Source organism: Alkalihalobacillus trypoxylicola (assembly GCF_001590785.1).
In the GTDB taxonomy this organism is placed as follows: Bacteria; Bacillota; Bacilli; order Bacillales; family Bacillaceae_D; genus Alkalihalobacillus; species Alkalihalobacillus trypoxylicola.
Genome location: NZ_LTAO01000001.1, coordinates 438,938 through 456,248, shown reverse-complemented (window position 1 = coordinate 456,248; position 17,311 = coordinate 438,938). Strand labels below are relative to the sequence as shown.

General features: G+C 38.3%; 14 protein-coding genes and 1 other annotated feature. All 14 genes read left to right on the top strand.

Going from position 1 to position 17,311, the window contains the following annotated elements; all coding sequences use genetic code 11:
* Positions 1-38: 38 nt before the first annotated feature.
* The 14 genes from AZF04_RS02140 to pyrF all read left to right on the top strand — a co-directional run bounded on the left by AZF04_RS02140 (position 39) and on the right by pyrF (position 17,310).
* Positions 39-524, top strand: coding sequence for a DivIVA domain-containing protein (locus AZF04_RS02140; protein WP_061947362.1), 486 nt, complete (start codon positions 39-41; stop codon positions 522-524).
* Positions 525-581: 57 nt separating this feature from the next.
* Positions 582-802, top strand: a binding site (T-box leader).
* Positions 803-878: 76 nt separating this feature from the next.
* On the top strand, positions 879-3,653 hold the full coding sequence (gene ileS / locus AZF04_RS02135; RefSeq protein WP_061947361.1) for an isoleucine--tRNA ligase: 2,775 nt from the start codon (positions 879-881) through the stop codon (positions 3,651-3,653).
* 217 nt (positions 3,654-3,870) lie between these two features.
* Entirely contained in the window at positions 3,871-4,530 is a 660-nt protein-coding gene (locus AZF04_RS02130) for a TraR/DksA C4-type zinc finger protein (RefSeq protein WP_061947360.1), read from the top strand.
* A 71-nt stretch (positions 4,531-4,601) separates the two neighbouring features.
* Positions 4,602-5,072 (top strand): signal peptidase II, encoded by a 471-nt coding sequence (gene lspA, locus AZF04_RS02125; protein ID WP_045486582.1) that lies wholly within the window; start codon positions 4,602-4,604, stop codon positions 5,070-5,072.
* Positions 5,069-5,983, top strand: coding sequence for an RluA family pseudouridine synthase (locus AZF04_RS02120; RefSeq protein WP_061947359.1), 915 nt, complete (start codon positions 5,069-5,071; stop codon positions 5,981-5,983). Before lspA ends, AZF04_RS02120 begins: the two co-directional genes overlap by 4 nt.
* 194 nt (positions 5,984-6,177) lie before the next feature.
* Entirely contained in the window at positions 6,178-6,714 is a 537-nt protein-coding gene (gene pyrR / locus AZF04_RS02115) for a bifunctional pyr operon transcriptional regulator/uracil phosphoribosyltransferase PyrR (RefSeq protein WP_045486577.1), read from the top strand.
* 164 nt (positions 6,715-6,878) lie between these two features.
* Positions 6,879-8,204 (top strand): solute carrier family 23 protein, encoded by a 1,326-nt coding sequence (locus AZF04_RS02110; RefSeq protein WP_061947358.1) that lies wholly within the window; start codon positions 6,879-6,881, stop codon positions 8,202-8,204.
* Between the two features lie 171 nt (positions 8,205-8,375).
* On the top strand, positions 8,376-9,281 hold the full coding sequence (locus AZF04_RS02105) for an aspartate carbamoyltransferase catalytic subunit (RefSeq protein WP_061947357.1): 906 nt from the start codon (positions 8,376-8,378) through the stop codon (positions 9,279-9,281).
* 24 nt (positions 9,282-9,305) lie between these two features.
* Positions 9,306-10,592: a dihydroorotase gene (locus AZF04_RS02100; RefSeq protein ID WP_061947356.1), complete on the top strand. Its 1,287-nt coding sequence runs from the start codon at positions 9,306-9,308 to the stop codon at positions 10,590-10,592.
* Positions 10,589-11,680 (top strand): glutamine-hydrolyzing carbamoyl-phosphate synthase small subunit, encoded by a 1,092-nt coding sequence (gene carA, locus AZF04_RS02095; protein ID WP_061947355.1) that lies wholly within the window; start codon positions 10,589-10,591, stop codon positions 11,678-11,680. Before AZF04_RS02100 ends, carA begins: the two co-directional genes overlap by 4 nt.
* 18 nt (positions 11,681-11,698) lie before the next feature.
* Positions 11,699-14,887, top strand: coding sequence for a carbamoyl-phosphate synthase large subunit (carB, locus tag AZF04_RS02090; RefSeq protein ID WP_061947354.1), 3,189 nt, complete (start codon positions 11,699-11,701; stop codon positions 14,885-14,887).
* A 22-nt stretch (positions 14,888-14,909) separates the two neighbouring features.
* Positions 14,910-15,692: a dihydroorotate dehydrogenase electron transfer subunit gene (locus AZF04_RS02085; protein WP_061947353.1), complete on the top strand. Its 783-nt coding sequence runs from the start codon at positions 14,910-14,912 to the stop codon at positions 15,690-15,692.
* A complete protein-coding gene (locus AZF04_RS02080) occupies positions 15,689-16,618 on the top strand; it encodes a dihydroorotate dehydrogenase (RefSeq protein ID WP_045486559.1) in 930 nt (309 codons plus the stop codon). The genes AZF04_RS02085 and AZF04_RS02080 overlap by 4 nt, the downstream gene beginning before the upstream one ends.
* Positions 16,603-17,310: an orotidine-5'-phosphate decarboxylase gene (gene pyrF / locus AZF04_RS20905; protein ID WP_061947352.1), complete on the top strand. Its 708-nt coding sequence runs from the start codon at positions 16,603-16,605 to the stop codon at positions 17,308-17,310. Before AZF04_RS02080 ends, pyrF begins: the two co-directional genes overlap by 16 nt.
* The last annotated feature ends 1 nt before the right edge of the window (position 17,311 follow it).

The window sequence follows — 17,311 nt, the reverse complement described above, 5'->3', positions numbered from 1 at the left end:
AAAATTTAAATGACAGTTGATAGACGGAGGTGTCGGCATTGCCTTTAACGCCATTAGATATTCATAACAAAGAATTTACGAGAACTTTTCGTGGCTATGACGAAGATGAGGTAAACGAGTTTCTTGACCAGATTATTAAGGATTATGAAGCCGTTTTACGTGAAAAAAAGGACTTATTTGCTCGAGTAACAGACCTGGATGAGAAGCTAGAGCATTTTAAAAACATAGAGGAAACGTTAAACAAATCCATTTTAGTTGCCCAAGAATCAGCTGAGGAAGTTCGAAGAAATGCTCAAAAGGAAGCTCAATTAATTGTTAAGGAAGCGGAAAAAAATGCGGATCGCATCATAAATGATGCACTGACTAAATCACGTAAAGTGATGATTGAGATGGAAGAAATTAAAAAACAAGCTTCTGTTTATAAAATGAGATTTAAAATGTTAATTGAAGCGCAGCTAGAGATGCTTCAAACAGAGGATTGGGACCAAGTGACGGTCGAGGAAGAAGAGGAAGCTACTAATTAATTTCTAAGTTGCACTTCTTTCCAAGCTATTTTATAATAATAACACTTAATATCCATATAACAGACGATTATAGAGGACAGTACTCATCATACAAAACCTTTTTAAGCGATTCGAGGACGGTGTAAGCTCGAAATGGTTATCATGAGGAATATCACCTTTTAGTTTTATCCCTGAACCTAAAGTAAGGGATACGTAGTACTTACGTTACGAGTGACTAAAGTGGGAGACATTTGTTTTCTCATTAGGGTGGTACCACGGGTAGTCTTCTCGTCCCTACTAGGGATGAGAGGACTTTTTTTATTTTGTCTAGAAAATATGGTTTGTAAGCAAGACATTTGAGGAGGATTACGGAATATGGTCGATTATAAAAGCACCTTATTAATGCCAAAGACAAAGTTCCCAATGCGCGGGAATTTGCCCCAAAATGAACCTAAAAGACAGGAACAATGGGCAGAGATGGATATTTATAAAAAGGTTCAAGAAAAAACAAAAGGAAAACCAATGTTTATCTTACATGATGGACCTCCATATGCCAACGGAGATATCCATATGGGGCATGCGCTTAATAAAATTTTAAAGGATTTTATCGTACGCTATAAATCAATGTCAGGGTTTCATGCACCTTATGTGCCTGGTTGGGATACTCATGGTTTACCTATTGAAACAGCCTTAACAAAAAAAGGAAAAGTAAAACGAAAAGAAATGACAGTAGCAGCTTTTCGTAAGCTTTGTGAAGAATATGCACTAAAACAGGTGGAGCGTCAGCGTGAGCAGTTTTTGAGATTAGGTGTTCGTGGTGACTGGTGGAACCCTTACATTACTCTAGACAAATCCTATGAAGCTCAGCAAATTAAGGTGTTTGGTGAAATGGCGAAAAAAGGTTATATCTATAAAGGGAAAAAGCCAGTCTATTGGTCGCCTTCATCAGAGTCTGCTCTTGCAGAAGCTGAAATTGAATATCAAGATAAGCGTTCCCCTTCTATTTATGTAGCTTTTGATGTACTGGATGGAAAATCTGTACTAGATGGTGATGAGAAAATAGTCATCTGGACAACAACTCCTTGGACAATTCCAGCTAATTTAGGTATTACGGTTCATCCTGAGCTAGAATACAGTGTCGTGCTTGTTAATGAACATAAATTTATCGTAGCATCGGGACTATTGGAGTCACTTGTAGAGGAATTAGAATGGAACGATCATCAAGTAATCAAAACATTAAGAGGCTCTCAACTAGAATATGTAACGGCAAAGCATCCGTTTTATGATCGTGAATCTCTCGTCATCTTAGGTGAGCATGTAACACTAGATGCTGGAACTGGTTGTGTACACACGGCTCCAGGACATGGTGAGGATGACTATTTAGTTGGACAAAAATATGGGTTAGATGTTTTATGTCCTGTAGATGATAAAGGAAATATGACCGATGAAGCACCAGGCTTTGAAGGGTTATTCTATGACCAAGCTAATAAGCCTATTGGAGAGAAGCTAGAAGAAGTGGGAGCTCTTTTAAAGCTATCATTCATTACCCATTCCTATGCGCATGATTGGCGTACGAAAAAGCCTGTTATTTATCGTGCAACGGCGCAGTGGTTTGCTTCTATTGAAAACTTTAGAGAAGAACTCTTACAAGCGGTACAAGATGTTAAATGGATTCCAAAATGGGGAGAAACACGTTTATATAACATGGTAAGAGACCGAGGAGATTGGTGTATTTCGCGTCAAAGAGCATGGGGAGTTCCTATTCCTGTATTTTATGGTGAAAATGGAGAGCCGATTATTACAGATGAAACGATCGACCATGTATCATCCTTATTTAGAAAGCACGGTTCTAACATTTGGTTTGAATGGGAAACGGAACAATTATTGCCAGAAGGCTTTACTTCAGAGCACAGTCCTAATGGGTCATTCACAAGAGAAATGGACATTATGGATGTATGGTTTGATTCGGGATCGTCCCATCAATCAGTGTTAGAAGAACGTGAGGATTTACAGCGACCTGCAGACTTATATCTAGAGGGCTCAGACCAATATCGTGGCTGGTTTAATTCATCTCTTTCTACTGGAGTAGCCGTAACAGGTAAAGCGCCTTACCGCTCTATTCTTAGTCATGGTTTTGCATTGGATGGCCAAGGTCGAAAAATGAGTAAGTCGATTGGCAATACAGTCATTCCAAATGATGTTATGAAGCAATTAGGAGCAGATATTCTACGTTTATGGGTAGCTTCAGTAGATTACCAAGCAGACGTTCGTGTTTCGGATGAAATTTTAAAGCAAGTATCTGAAGCTTATCGAAAAATTAGGAATACCTTTAGATTTCTATTAGGAAATTTACATGATTTTAATCCAGCTACTGATTCAGTTTCTGATCAAGATTTAGATGGTGTAAATTTATTCATGCTTGTAGAGTTAAATGAAGTGGTGGAAAGTGTGAAAAAAGGATATGAGGAGTACAATTTCTCACAAGTTTATCACACGCTTCATAACTTCTGTACGATACAATTAAGCTCGTTCTATATGGATTTAGCAAAGGATACTCTTTATATCGAGCATAGTAACCATCCAGAAAGACGTGCCATTCAAACGGTTATGTATGAGACGGTTGTAACATTAGCGAAGTTAGTATCTCCAATTCTTCCTCATACTGCTGATGAAGTTTGGGAAAATACTCCAAATGTTGAAGGAGAGAGCGTTCAATTAACAGAAATGCCTGAAGCTCGTACATTTGGTGATGTCGAAGAATTGAAAAATACTTGGAATAATTTTATGGACATTCGCAGCGAAATTCTAAAGGCTTTAGAGCATGCACGTAATGAAAAAGTCATTGGTAAATCGCTAGAAGCCGCTCTAACTATTTATGCTGATGATCAAAAGTATGAGTTATTAGCAGGAATTAATAGGCTAGAAAAACTCTTTATTGTATCTAAAGTACATTTAGTAAAAGGCTTAAATCAAGCTAGTCAAGAAAGTGTTACATTTGAACATTTAGCCGTAGCTGTGACTGCTGCGGAAGGAACTGTTTGTGAACGCTGCTGGACTGTATCTGAATCAGTGGGAGAAAATAAACTTCATCCAAGTCTATGTCAATCTTGTGCGGAAACAGTCAGCACTCATTATAGAGATGTAGAATAATTCTAAAATAAAAAGTGAAATGGGGGTTGCTCCATTTCGCTTTTTTGTGTTTAGAACAAACATTAAAGTAATGGTTCAATGAAGTTTTTTATACTTTTTGTATTATTTTGTACGATTGGATGGTCTTTAAACTGTAAAAAGTTACGTTGTCTAATTACATGCGGTTGTGGAATGCTAAAAATGGATCTAAAGCTTTAACAACTGGGGAGGTGAGAGGATGGATCCATATATACTAAGGTTACAGAAAATACTACAAAAACAAAAAGAGGAATTAGAAAAGAAAATACAAAGTAAACAAGAGAGTGAACATCATAATAGCTTATCGGCTGGAACGGGTGAGCTTTCACAATATGATAATCATCCTGCTGATACAGCAACAGATTTATATGAACGAGAAAAGGATTTTGCATTAGAAGAACATTCTCTAAATGAATATCATGAAATAGTAGATGCGCTTGAACGCATCGAAAAAGGAACCTACGGCATTTGCGAAAAAACGGGTCAACAAATTCCCATCGAACGACTGAATGCTGCACCTACAGCTCGAACGATTGTAGAAAAATCTTCACATACCGTTTCCAATTATCGACCGGTTGAAGAAGATGTATTGCAAGGTTTTTCACGTTACGAATACGATCATAACGATCATGAAACACAGTTTGATGCAGAGGATGCATATCAAGCTGTAGCTAGGTTTAATGATAATAGTATGACTTATGAGGACGCTTCATTAGATGAAGATGACGAATCAATTGGGTATGTAGAGGAAATAGAAGGATTCCTCTCAACAGGTATTGAAGGTTATCAAGGAGCAGACAACGTGCAGTTTCAACGAAATGTCCACTTAGCTCATTATTTTGAAGAAAATGAAGAATGATTAGAGGGGTTATTCCCCTCTATTTGTGCTATAATGCTACAGTAGAGTTTCCAAAGAACGGAGGATTAACATTGATTTATTATCTCATTGCAGCATTAGTGATTCTTTTAGACCAAATAACCAAATGGTTAGTTGCTACTCAAATGGAAATAGCCCAGCGAATTCCCATTATTGAAAATGTATTATATATAACTTCCCATCGTAATAAGGGAGCTGCGTTTGGTATTTTGCAAGGACAAATGTGGTTTTTTTATATCGTTACCTTTATAGCGGTTATTGCAGTTATTTATTTTATGCAAAAGGAAGGGAAGCATGAAAAGCTTTATGGAACATCCCTTGCATTAATACTTGGTGGAGCATTAGGTAATTTCATCGATCGCCTATTTAGGGGGGAAGTAGTCGATTTTGTTGATACATATATTTTTGGTTATAGCTTCCCCATTTTTAATGTGGCAGATTCGGCACTATGTATTGGAGTAGGATTATTATTTTTGAAAATGATTTTAGACGAACGAAAAGCGAAAAAGGGGAACAATAAATGAATGTTTTTGAATGGACGGTTACAGAGGAAAATCATCAGGAACGAATTGATAAACTTTTGACGGTTTTAGAGCAGGAGTGGTCAAGAACACAAGTACAACAATGGATAAAAGAACAGCATGTGCTTGTTAATGGAAAAAGTATAAAAAGTAATTATAAGGTAAACGAAAAGGATATGATTACCGTTCACGTTCCAGAGCCAGAAGCTATGGAGTTAAAACCTGAAAATATCCCACTAGATATTGTGTATGAAGATGCAGATGTGCTTGTTGTTAATAAACCAAAGGGAATGGTCGTTCATCCAGCTCCTGGCCATTATACAGGTACTCTTGTGCATGCTCTTCTTTATCATTGTCAAGATTTATCAGGGATTAATGGCGTAATAAGACCAGGAATTGTTCATCGTATTGATAAAGATACTTCTGGATTACTAATGGTTGCTAAAAATGACGTAGCTCATGAATCATTAGTTAATCAATTAAAAAATAAAACGACTAAAAGGGTCTATCAAGCGATTGTTCATGGTGTCATTGACCATCAAACAGGTACAATTGACGCTCCAATTGGAAGGGATAAAAAAGACCGTCAGAGCATGACCGTTACCGATGAACACTCCCGTGATGCTGTCACGCATTTTACCGTTTTAGAGAGGTTTAATGATTATAGCTACCTCCAATGTGAATTAGAAACAGGAAGAACACACCAAATTAGAGTTCATATGAAATATATTGGACATCCATTAGCTGGTGACCCCAAATATGGGCCAAAAAAAACATTATCATTGAATGGTCAAGCTCTACATGCATCGACAATTGGCTTTAATCATCCAAGAACGGATGAATGGCTAGAATTTTCTTCTAAGCTACCGCAAGAGATGGAGGATACTTTAAACCATTTGCGAATTATTAGTTGACATCATTCCATATGTATGGGATATTAAATAAGAACTTCATATCCTTTAACTGTAGTCCCGAGAGACTAAGAAGGAAACGATGAAAAGCTGATTGGAAATCAATCTGTCAATCATTCATACTGCCCTCTTGTCTTTCGATTAGACAAGAGGTTTTTTATTTTTAATGAAAAGATAAGCAAGGAGGTGGCTAATCATTGACGCAAGTAATTTTAGATGAACAAGCTATTAGAAGAGCTACCACACGAATTGCTCATGAAATTATTGAAAGAAATAAAGGGATTGAAAACTGTGTATTAGTTGGGATCAAAACTAGGGGAATCTACCTAGCCCACCGACTTGCAGAACGAATCGAGCAAATTGAGGGAGAGCCATTACCAGTAGGTGAAATCGATATAACGCTTTATCGAGATGATTTGACCGTTAAAAGCTCTTCAGAAGAACCAATTATACAAGGTACCGACATCCCGATTAAAATTGAAAATCGTAAAGTTATTTTAGTTGATGATGTTCTTTATACGGGAAGAACGGTTCGAGCGGCTTTAGATGCTTTAATTGATTTAGGGAGACCAGAGCAAATTCAGCTTGCAGTGCTAGTGGATAGAGGACATAGAGAACTTCCTATTCGACCAGATTATGTTGGCAAGAATGTTCCAACCTCTAAAAGTGAAATTATTGTCGCAGAATTATCTGAAGTAGATCAAATTGACCAAGTTAAGATTAAAAAAAAATAATAAGTTAAACTCTTTAAAACAGTCCTGAGAGACTGCTAAGAGCAGAGAAAACCTTGGTTTTATTAAACCTAGGGTAAGGTATGTCGTTTCGACTTACCTCTGCAGTCCTCTTAGCCAAACAGGCAAAGAGGGCTTTTTTTAAGAGTAACAACAGGGGGAACATGATGAGTCAAGAAAAAGAAATGTTAGGAATAAGAGATGTACCACGTTTTGATAAATGGATGATTTTAAGTTTACAGCACTTATTTGCGATGTTTGGAGCAACGATTTTAGTACCAGCAATTGTAGGGTTAAGCCCTGCAGTAGCTTTATTATCAAGTGGTTTAGGGACATTAGCCTATTTACTCGTAACGAGAGGTCAAATTCCTGCGTACCTAGGCTCTTCATTTGCCTTTATAGGTCCTATTATATCGGCAAAAGCCATTGGAGGACCTGAAGGTGTAATGGTTGGAACATTCTTTGCTGGAATTGTTTATGGTTTAGTAGCTTTAGGAGTAAAAAGAAGTGGAGTAAATTGGCTTTTAAATATTTTACCTCCTGCAGTAGTAGGTCCTATTATTATGGTAATCGGCTTAGGTTTATCTGGAGTAGCCGTTGACATGGCGATGAACATTAGCTTGGAAGATGGCACTTCTGTATACAGTCTTCAGCACTTCATCGTTGCATTATTTACTTTAAGCATTACGATTATTGCTAATATGTTTTTTAAAGGATTTTTTGGTCTAATTCCTGTACTAGTTGGAGTAGTAAGTGGTTATATTTTTGCTGCAGTACAAGGGTTAGTAGATTTTACAGCAGTACTAGAAGCGAACTGGTTTCAAGCACCAGAAATGATGGTGCCTTTTGTTACGTATACTCCCAATTTCTCATGGGCAGTTATATTCATAATGGTTCCTGTTGCTGCCGTGACATTGGCTGAACATATTGGTCAACAAATGGTTTTGAGTAAAGTAACCGGACGTAATTTTATTAAAAAACCAGGACTGCATCGTTCTATTATGGGAGATGGACTTGCCTCAATTGTAGCTTCTTTTGTAGGTGGACCACCTAACACGACTTATGGTGAAAATATTGGTGTATTAGCAATGACGAGAGTATACAGTGTATATGTTATTGGTGGAACAGCCGTTATCGCCGTATTATTTGCCTTCATTGGGAAGGTTTCAGCGCTCATTTCTTCCATTCCTCCAGCGGTTATGGGTGGAATTTCAATCCTATTATTCGGAATTATCGCATCAGCCGGTATAAGAATGCTAATTGATAATAAAATTGATTTTGGAATTAAAAGAAACCTAGTCATTGCCTCATCGATTTTAGTCATTGGAATCGGAGGAGCAGCTTTAAAGTTTAATCAAGATTTTGAAATTGCTTCTATGGCCTTGGCAACATTTGTAGGGGTTATTCTCCATTTAATATTGCCAGACAAGAAGGCTGCTTTTGGAGAGAATCAGCAGCTTATCAAGGAAGAAGTAAACGAACAGAATAGTTAAGCATCCTTTAAACAAGTACAGAGAGACTTAAAAGGGGCTTTTTGGAAGGAAGCGTAATCGATTCTATGATTATGGCTCCTTTCACCATGCCCTAAATGTATATTTAGGGCTTTTTTTCATAAAAAAATCAGTAGTTAGATGTGTATAAACAAAACATATGGAGGGGTTTAAATGCTCGACTTACTAATGAACTCAAAAAAAGGACTTCATAAGTTAACAGATCTTACACTAATCGAAATTAAAGAAATATTAGCCGAAGCAGAAAGCTTTTCAAGAGGTGCGACTTGGAATTCTGAAAAGCAAAGGTTTGTAGCTAATCTCTTTTTTGAATCAAGCACTCGAACGAAGCTTAGCTTTGAAGTAGCCGAAAAGAAACTAGGTTTAGACGTATTAAATTTTTCTGCCGAAACATCTAGTGTTCAAAAAGGTGAATCACTTTATGATACCGCTAAAACACTTGAGTCTATCGGGGCGGATGTCCTCGTCATCAGACATCCAAAAGATGCTTATTTTGAAGAGTTAAAAGGAATTCAAATTCCGATTATAAATGCTGGGGATGGCTGTGGACATCATCCAACTCAATCATTATTAGATTTATTAACCATTCAGCAAGAGTACGGTAGCTTAAATCACTTGAATATTGTGATTTGTGGGGATTTAAGACATAGTCGAGTGGCTAGGTCAAATGCCGAAATTCTCACAAAGTTTGGAGCCAATGTTTATGTTAGCGGACCACAAGCCTGGATGAATGGCTATGCTGAGCAATACCAATACGTCACGATGGACGAGGCTGTTGAAATAGCTGATGTGATGATGATGCTCCGTATTCAACATGAACGTCATCATGAAGAAAGCTTTTATAAAGAAAACGATTATCACCTACAGTATGGATTAACGGTTAGTAGAGAGAAAAGAATGAAAGCAAATAGTATTATTCTTCACCCTGCTCCAGTTAACAGGGGTGTGGAAATAGCAACTGAATTGGTAGAATGTGAACGTTCAAGAATATTTAAACAAATGAAAAATGGTGTAGCAGTTAGAATGGCGGTCTTAAAAAAAGCATTATCTTATGTTTAAATACAAAATTACTGGAGGTTTATTATGAGTATAATTCAATTAGTTGGAGGAAATATCATAACAGAGAATGGAGAGCAAAAGCAGGTTAATCTTTCCATCATCAACGGAAAAGTAAGCTTTGAAACATTAGATGAATATGATGAAATAATCGATATTAAGGGGAAATTGGTAGTTCCGGGACTCATTGATGTGCACGTTCATTTAAGAGAGCCTGGTGGAGAAAAGAAAGAGACCATTGAAACAGGTACATTAGCAGCCGCAAAAGGTGGGTTTACAACGATATGTGCGATGCCTAATACACGTCCAGTACCGGACACAAGTGAGCAATTACAGTGGGTACATCAAAAAGTAGAAGAAACGGGATATGTGAATGTATTACCATATGCCGCGATTACAACGAGACAGCTTGGAAAAGAATTGACTAATTTTGCTTCACTAAAGGAAGCTGGTGCATTTGCTTTTACTGATGATGGGGTAGGTGTTCAGTCTGCAGATATGATGCTACAAGCTATGGAAAAAGCAGCAAAGCTAGACATGGCTATCGTCGCTCATTGTGAAGAAAACACATTAATTCATAGTGGAGCTGTTCATGAAGGTAACTTTTCTAAAAAACACGGAATTAATGGTATTCCGTCTGTATGTGAATCCGTACATATTGCGCGTGATGTGCTGCTTGCTGAAGCAGCAGGTGCTCATTATCACGTTTGTCACATTAGTACAAAAGAGTCTGTAAGAGTCGTTCGAGATGCTAAAAAAGCAGGGATAAACGTGACAGCTGAGGTAACCCCTCATCACCTATTATTAAGCGAAGAAGATATTCCTGGCCTTGATACGAATTATAAAATGAACCCACCTTTACGAGGGAAGGATGATCAAGAGGCATTAATGGAAGGCTTATTAGATGGAACAATCGATTTCATCGCAACGGATCATGCGCCTCATACAGAGGAAGAAAAATCTCAAGCTATTGAACGAGCACCTTTTGGAATAGTAGGGTTAGAAACGGCCTTTCCTTTATTGTATACACACCTTGTTTTAAATAAAAAAATAACCTTAAAGCAATTAGTAGATTGGCTATCGATTTTACCGGCTAAAACCTTTGGGTTAAATAAAGGGGTTTTACAAGAGGGCGCTACAGCTGATATTACCGTTATTGACCTTGAGCATGAGGAAAGAATTAATAAAGAGGATTTTGTTTCAAAAGGCAAAAATACGCCTTTTCAGGATTGGGCTTGTCAAGGATGGCCGATTATGACCTTTGTGTCAGGTAATAAAGTTTGGGATAAACAACAAAGAGGTGACGTTCAATGAAAGAAAAACTATTAATCTTAGAAAATGGCGATAGTTATAAAGGATATGGCTTTGGTGCCGATTTGGAAATGAGTGGAGAAGTAGTCTTTAATACAGGAATGACTGGATATCAGGAAATTTTATCGGATTTATCCTATTGCGGTCAAATTGTCACATTAACTTATCCACTAATAGGAAACTATGGGATTAATCGCGATGATTTTGAATCGATTACTCCAGCTATACATGGATTAATCGTCAAAGAGATAGAGCTCGAACCAAGCCATTGGAGAAGTGAAGAATCATTGCACACTCTATTAGAAGCAAAGGGAATTCCAGGGCTAGCTGGTATCGATACGAGAAAGCTGACTCGATTAATTCGTGAGCATGGAACTTTAAAGGGACGAATTTGCGATATAAATGTGGATAAAGAAAAGGTAGTAAAGCTTTTAAAGAACAGTGAATGGATGAAGGATCAAGTCTCAAAAGTATCGACCAAGGACCCTTATCATATTCCTGGAAAAGGTAAGAGGGTCGTGTTAGTTGATTATGGGATGAAGCATGGAATTCTACACGGACTAATTGAACGTCAATGTGATGTGATTGTTGTACCCTATAATATTTCAGCAGAAGAAATTATGCGCCTAGGTCCCGATGGAGTATTACTCAGTAATGGACCTGGAAATCCAGAGGACGTGCCAGAAGCGATTGAGATGATACAGCAAATATTAGGGAAAACACCTATTTTCGGAATTTGTTTAGGTCATCAGCTATTATCCTTAGCTTGTGGAGCGACCACTAGTCGTTTACGCTTTGGGCATAGAGGATCTAACCACCCTGTTCGAGAAGTATCGACTGGACAAATAGATATTACGGCACAAAACCATGGCTACACGGTAGATTTAGAATCTTTACAGTCAACAGAATTGGAGCTAACTCATGTCGCTGTAAATGATGGAACGGTTGAAGGGATCAAGCACAAAAATCTTCCAGCATTTAGCGTTCAGTATCACCCTGAAGCATCACCGGGGCCGCACGATGCGAATCATTTGTTTGACCGCTTTATGAAAATGATTAATGAACAAACAAAGCAACCATTACATGTATAAAAGATAGGAGAGAGAACAATGGCAAAACGAACAGACATAAAGAAGATATTAGTGATTGGCTCTGGACCTATTGTAATCGGTCAGGCAGCTGAATTTGATTATGCAGGAACGCAGGCTTGTCAAGCGTTAAAGGAAGAGGGCTATGAAGTCATTTTAATCAATTCTAATCCCGCGACCATTATGACGGATACGACCATGGCAGATCGAGTGTATATTGAACCCATTACTCTTGAATTTGTCAGTAAAATTATTCGAAAAGAAAGACCTGATGGAATCGTCGCTACACTAGGTGGACAAACGGGCTTGAATATGGCAATGGAGCTAGAAGAATCAGGAATTTTAAAGACGTATCAAATTGAATTACTTGGAACAGATTTAAAAGCGATTAAACAAGCTGAAGACCGTGAGCAATTTCGCTCACTTATGCACGAGCTGGGAGAACCTGTTCCAGAAAGTGAAATTGTTCATACATTAGCAGAGGCAAAAACATTTGTTGAACATATTGGTTTTCCGGTTATCGTAAGACCAGCCTACACACTTGGAGGTACAGGTGGGGGGATTTGTCATAATGATGAAGAGCTAGAGGAGATTGTATCAAGTGGATTAAAGTATAGTCCCGTTACACAATGTCTCATTGAAAAAAGTATTGCAGGGTTTAAAGAAGTAGAATATGAGGTTATGCGTGATAGTAAAAATCAGGCAATCGTCGTATGTAATATGGAAAACTTTGACCCAGTAGGCGTTCATACAGGTGATTCGATTGTTTTTGCTCCTAGCCAAACGTTAACGGACCGTGATTATCAAATGCTTCGTAATTCTAGCTTGAAAATTATCCGTGCCTTAGGAATTGAAGGAGGCTGTAATGTTCAATTTGCCTTGGATGCAGAAAGTGATCAATATTATATCATTGAAGTGAATCCTAGAGTAAGTCGTTCATCCGCGCTTGCTTCAAAAGCGACAGGATATCCTATTGCAAAAATGGCAGCTAAAATTGCTTGTGGCTATAGCTTAGATGAAATTAAAAATCCCGTAACTGGAACGACTTATGCAAGCTTTGAGCCTGCACTAGATTATGTTGTAGCAAAAATCCCACGCTGGCCATTTGACAAATTTAATGCAGCTAATCGAAAATTAGGAACACAAATGAAAGCAACCGGAGAGGTCATGGCAATTGGTAGAAATATTGAAGAATCTCTTTTAAAGGCTGTACGCTCATTAGAAGCAGGTTATCATCATATTCACGACCATGAGTTAGATGCTTTATCGACAGAAGAATTGTTAAGCCGAATTCAAACGCCAGATGACCAAAGACTTTTTGCACTTGCCGAGCTTTATAGAAGAAATATAGAACTAGAAGAGCTTCATCAAAAAACGAAAATTGACCGATTTTTCTTACAAAAAATAAAAAAACTCGTTCATTATGAAGAAATAATCAAAAAAGAAGGTTTACAGAAGTCATTGATTCAAGAGGTCAAGCAAAGAGGCTATTCTGATGAAACGCTCGCAAGCTTATTACAATGCTCAGAGCATGAAATCTATCAGTTCCGAAAAGAGAATGCGATTTTACCTGTTTACAAAATGGTGGATACATGTGCCGCTGAGTTTGAATCTGCTACGCCTTATTTCTACGGTACTTATGAAGAAGAAATGGAATCGATTAGAACCGATAAAAAGAGTATTTTAGTTCTAGGCTCAGGTCCGATTCGAATTGGTCAAGGAATTGAGTTTGATTATGCTACGGTTCACTCGGTTTGGGCGATTAAGGAATCAGGATATGAAGCGATTATTATGAACAATAATCCAGAAACCGTCTCAACAGACTTTAGTACTTCAGATAAGCTTTATTTTGAACCATTAACGATAGAAGATGTTATGCATGTCATTGAGCATGAGCAGCCAGAAGGAGTCATTGTTCAATTTGGCGGCCAGACCGCTATCAATCTGGCAGAAGGACTTGAAGCAAGAGGGGTTAAAATTATCGGAACTTCTTTAGCGGATATGGATCGAGCGGAGGATCGTGATAAATTTGAACAAAGCTTAATGGAATTAAATATTCCACAGCCCCTTGGAAAGACTGCTACATCAGTTGAACAAGCTGTTTCAATTGCAAATGAAATTGGTTATCCCGTACTTGTTAGACCGTCCTATGTTCTAGGTGGTCGTGCGATGGAAATTGTTTATAAAGAAGAAGAACTTTTAAATTATATGGAAAGAGCGGTTAAGGTTAATCCAAAGCACCCCGTATTAGTGGATCGATATTTAACAGGTAAGGAACTAGAGGTTGATGCAATTTCAGATGGAGAAAACGTTTATATACCTGGAATCATGGAGCATATAGAACGAGCAGGGGTTCATTCAGGGGATTCGATTGCCGTCTACCCACCACAAACCGTTCCAGAGGAAATGAAACAAAGATTAATAGATAGAACGATTAAGATTGCTCAAGGTTTGAATATAGTCGGTCTCTTAAATATACAATTTGTATGGCATCAGGATGAAGTGTATGTTCTAGAAGTGAACCCAAGATCAAGTCGTACCGTGCCATTCCTAAGTAAAATTACAGGAGTCGCGATGGCTAATCTAGCTACTAAAGTCATGCTTGGACAATCACTACAAACACTCGGATATGAAACAGGCTATCATCCAGAGGCAAAAGAGGTATCCGTTAAAGTACCTGTATTTTCCTTTGCCAAGCTGCGTCGCGTCGATATCACACTAGGCCCAGAAATGAAATCAACTGGAGAAGTGATGGGTAGAGATCGCACATTAGAAAAAGCATTGTATAAAGGATTAATAGCATCAGGTATGAACATTCCAAAACATGGAGCGGTTCTCTTTACAGTAGCAAACAAAGATAAAGAAGAAGCCATGAGTTTAGTAGAGAGATTTCATGCAATTGGTTATGAAATTCTCGCAACCGAAGGCACAGCAGATGCGATTAAGACATTAAATATCCCTGTGACGGTTGTAAACAAAATAGGAGCAGAGAAGCCTCATCTTCTTGATGTCATCCGTCAAGGTCAAGCGCAATTTGTCATCAATACTCTTACAAGAGGAAAACAGCCAGCTCGAGACGGATTTAGAATCCGAAGAGAATCTGTAGAAAATGGCGTCGTGTGCTTAACTTCAATTGACACGGCTGATGCCTTATTATCCGTCATTGAATCAATTACGTTCTCATCTGAAAGCATGCCAGTAATGAACTAGGAAACATCGAAAGGAGAGAATGATGATGAATAAGCAAGGTATTCTGTCTATAGTAAGTCAACAGCAAATTGCTGAACAAATATTTGAAATCAAATGTCAAGGACCTTTGGTGAAAAGTATGACGAACCCTGGTCAATTCGTTCATGTGAAAGTAGATTCTTATGATGATTTATTACTAAGGCGTCCTTTGAGCATCTGTGATATTGATTTGGAGCAAGAAATTTTAACGATGCTCTATCGTGTAGAGGGTGAAGGAACGAATCGGTTGTCAAAAAAACAAAAATGGGAACAAGTTGATGTTCTAGGTCCTTTAGGACATGGGTTTCCAGTAGAAGAAACCGAGCCTGGTGAAGTAGCTTTATTAGTAGGAGGCGGGATTGGTGTCCCCCCTCTATACTATCTGTCGAAGCAATTGAAAAAAAGAGGCGTAAAAGTCATTCATGTGCTAGGTTTTCAAGCGAAAAGTGCTGTCTTTTATGAGAAAGAATTTAACGAATTGGGCGAAACATATATTACAACCGTAGATGGTAGCCACGGTTTACAGGGATTTGTAACAGATGCTATTTCTAAATATGAACTTTCTTTTGATACGCTGTATTCATGTGGACCTAATGTCATGCTAAAGGCATTAACTTCCCAATTTGAAAATAGCCGCGGGTTTTTGTCACTTGAAGAAAGAATGGGCTGTGGTATCGGAGCTTGTCTCGCATGTGTGTGTCATCCTACAGAGGACCCTGAAGGTACAAGCTATAAAAAAGTATGTACAGATGGACCTGTATTTAAAGTAGGGGAGGTTGTTCTATGAGCCGTCTAGCATTAAAATTACCTGGATTAGATTTGAAAAATCCAATTATGCCTGCTTCTGGGTGCTTTGGTTTTGGAAAAGAATATGCGCAATTTTATGATTTGAGTAAGCTTGGTGCAATAGCCATAAAGGCTACGACTGTAGAGGCCCGTTTTGGTAACCCGACTCCTAGACTTGCTGAAACGAAAAGTGGCTTGTTAAATGCGATTGGTTTACAAAATCCGGGAATGGATAAAGTTTGTTCAGAAGAACTACCGTGGTTAGACTCCTTTGATGTCCCAATACTAGCTAACGTTGCCGGCTCAGAAATGTCGGATTATATAGAAGTAGCCGAAAAGGTATCTAAAAGTTCAAACGTAACAGCGCTTGAATTAAATATCTCCTGTCCTAATGTAAAAAAAGGAGGTATAGCTTTTGGAACAGTACCAGAAGTAGCGGCTGAATTAACAAAAGAAGTAAAAAGAGTATCACAGGTCCCTGTGTATGTGAAATTGTCACCTAACGTAGCAGATATTGTTTCCATGGCGAAAGCCGTCGAAGCAGCTGGTGCTGATGGGTTATCGATGATTAATACATTGCTAGGAATGCGTATTGATTTGAAAACGAAAAAACCTATTCTAGCCAATCAAGCTGGGGGATTATCAGGTCCAGCAATAAAACCAGTGGCGATTCGAATGATCCATCAAGTGAGTCAAGTCGTTAACATTCCTATTATTGGAATGGGTGGGATTGCTACAGTAGATGATGTCATTGAGTTCTTCTTAGCTGGGGCAAGTGCAGTAGCTGTAGGGACACAAAATTTTGTTGACCCATATATTTGCCCAAAGCTTATTGATGAATTACCTGCTAAACTGGATGAAATGGGCGTAGACCATATTTCCGAACTAATAGGAGGGAGCTGGAAAGAAGTATGCAACATCCATTAATGATTGCTTTAGATGTGGATCATCCAGAAAAAAGAAAACAGCTGTTAGAAAGCTTCGGCGAAGAACCTCTCTTTTTGAAAGTAGGGATGGAAATGTTCTATCGCGAAGGAATTTCAGCTTTGGAGGAGCTAAAGAAGGCGGGACATTCTATCTTTTTGGATTTGAAGCTCCATGATATTCCGAATACGGTGAAACGCTCGATGAAGGTGTTAGCTACGCTTGGTATAGATATGGTGAATGTTCATGCGGCTGGTGGTATAAAGATGATGAAGGCAGCTCTGGAAGGTTTGGAGGAAGGGACAGCTCCAGGCAGACAGCGTCCAAAATTAATAGCGGTAACTCAGCTAACTAGTACGGACTCATCTATGTTAGAAAATGAATTACTAATCACTCAATCTATGGATAAAGTGGTCCTTCATTATGCTAAATTAGCTCAGGAAGCAGGACTAGATGGTGTCGTCTGTTCAGCAAAAGAAGTTCCTCTTATTCATGCAGAGTGTGGAAAAACGTTTTTAACGGTTACCCCTGGAATTAGACAAGAAAACGACGCAGTAGGTGACCAAAAGCGTGTTGTAACACCTCAAATGGCGAGGTCGCTAGGAAGTGATGCGATTGTAGTAGGTCGAAGCATTACGGCAAGTGAAAACCCATTACAAACCTATAGAATGATGAAAGCTAACTGGGGGGAATAAC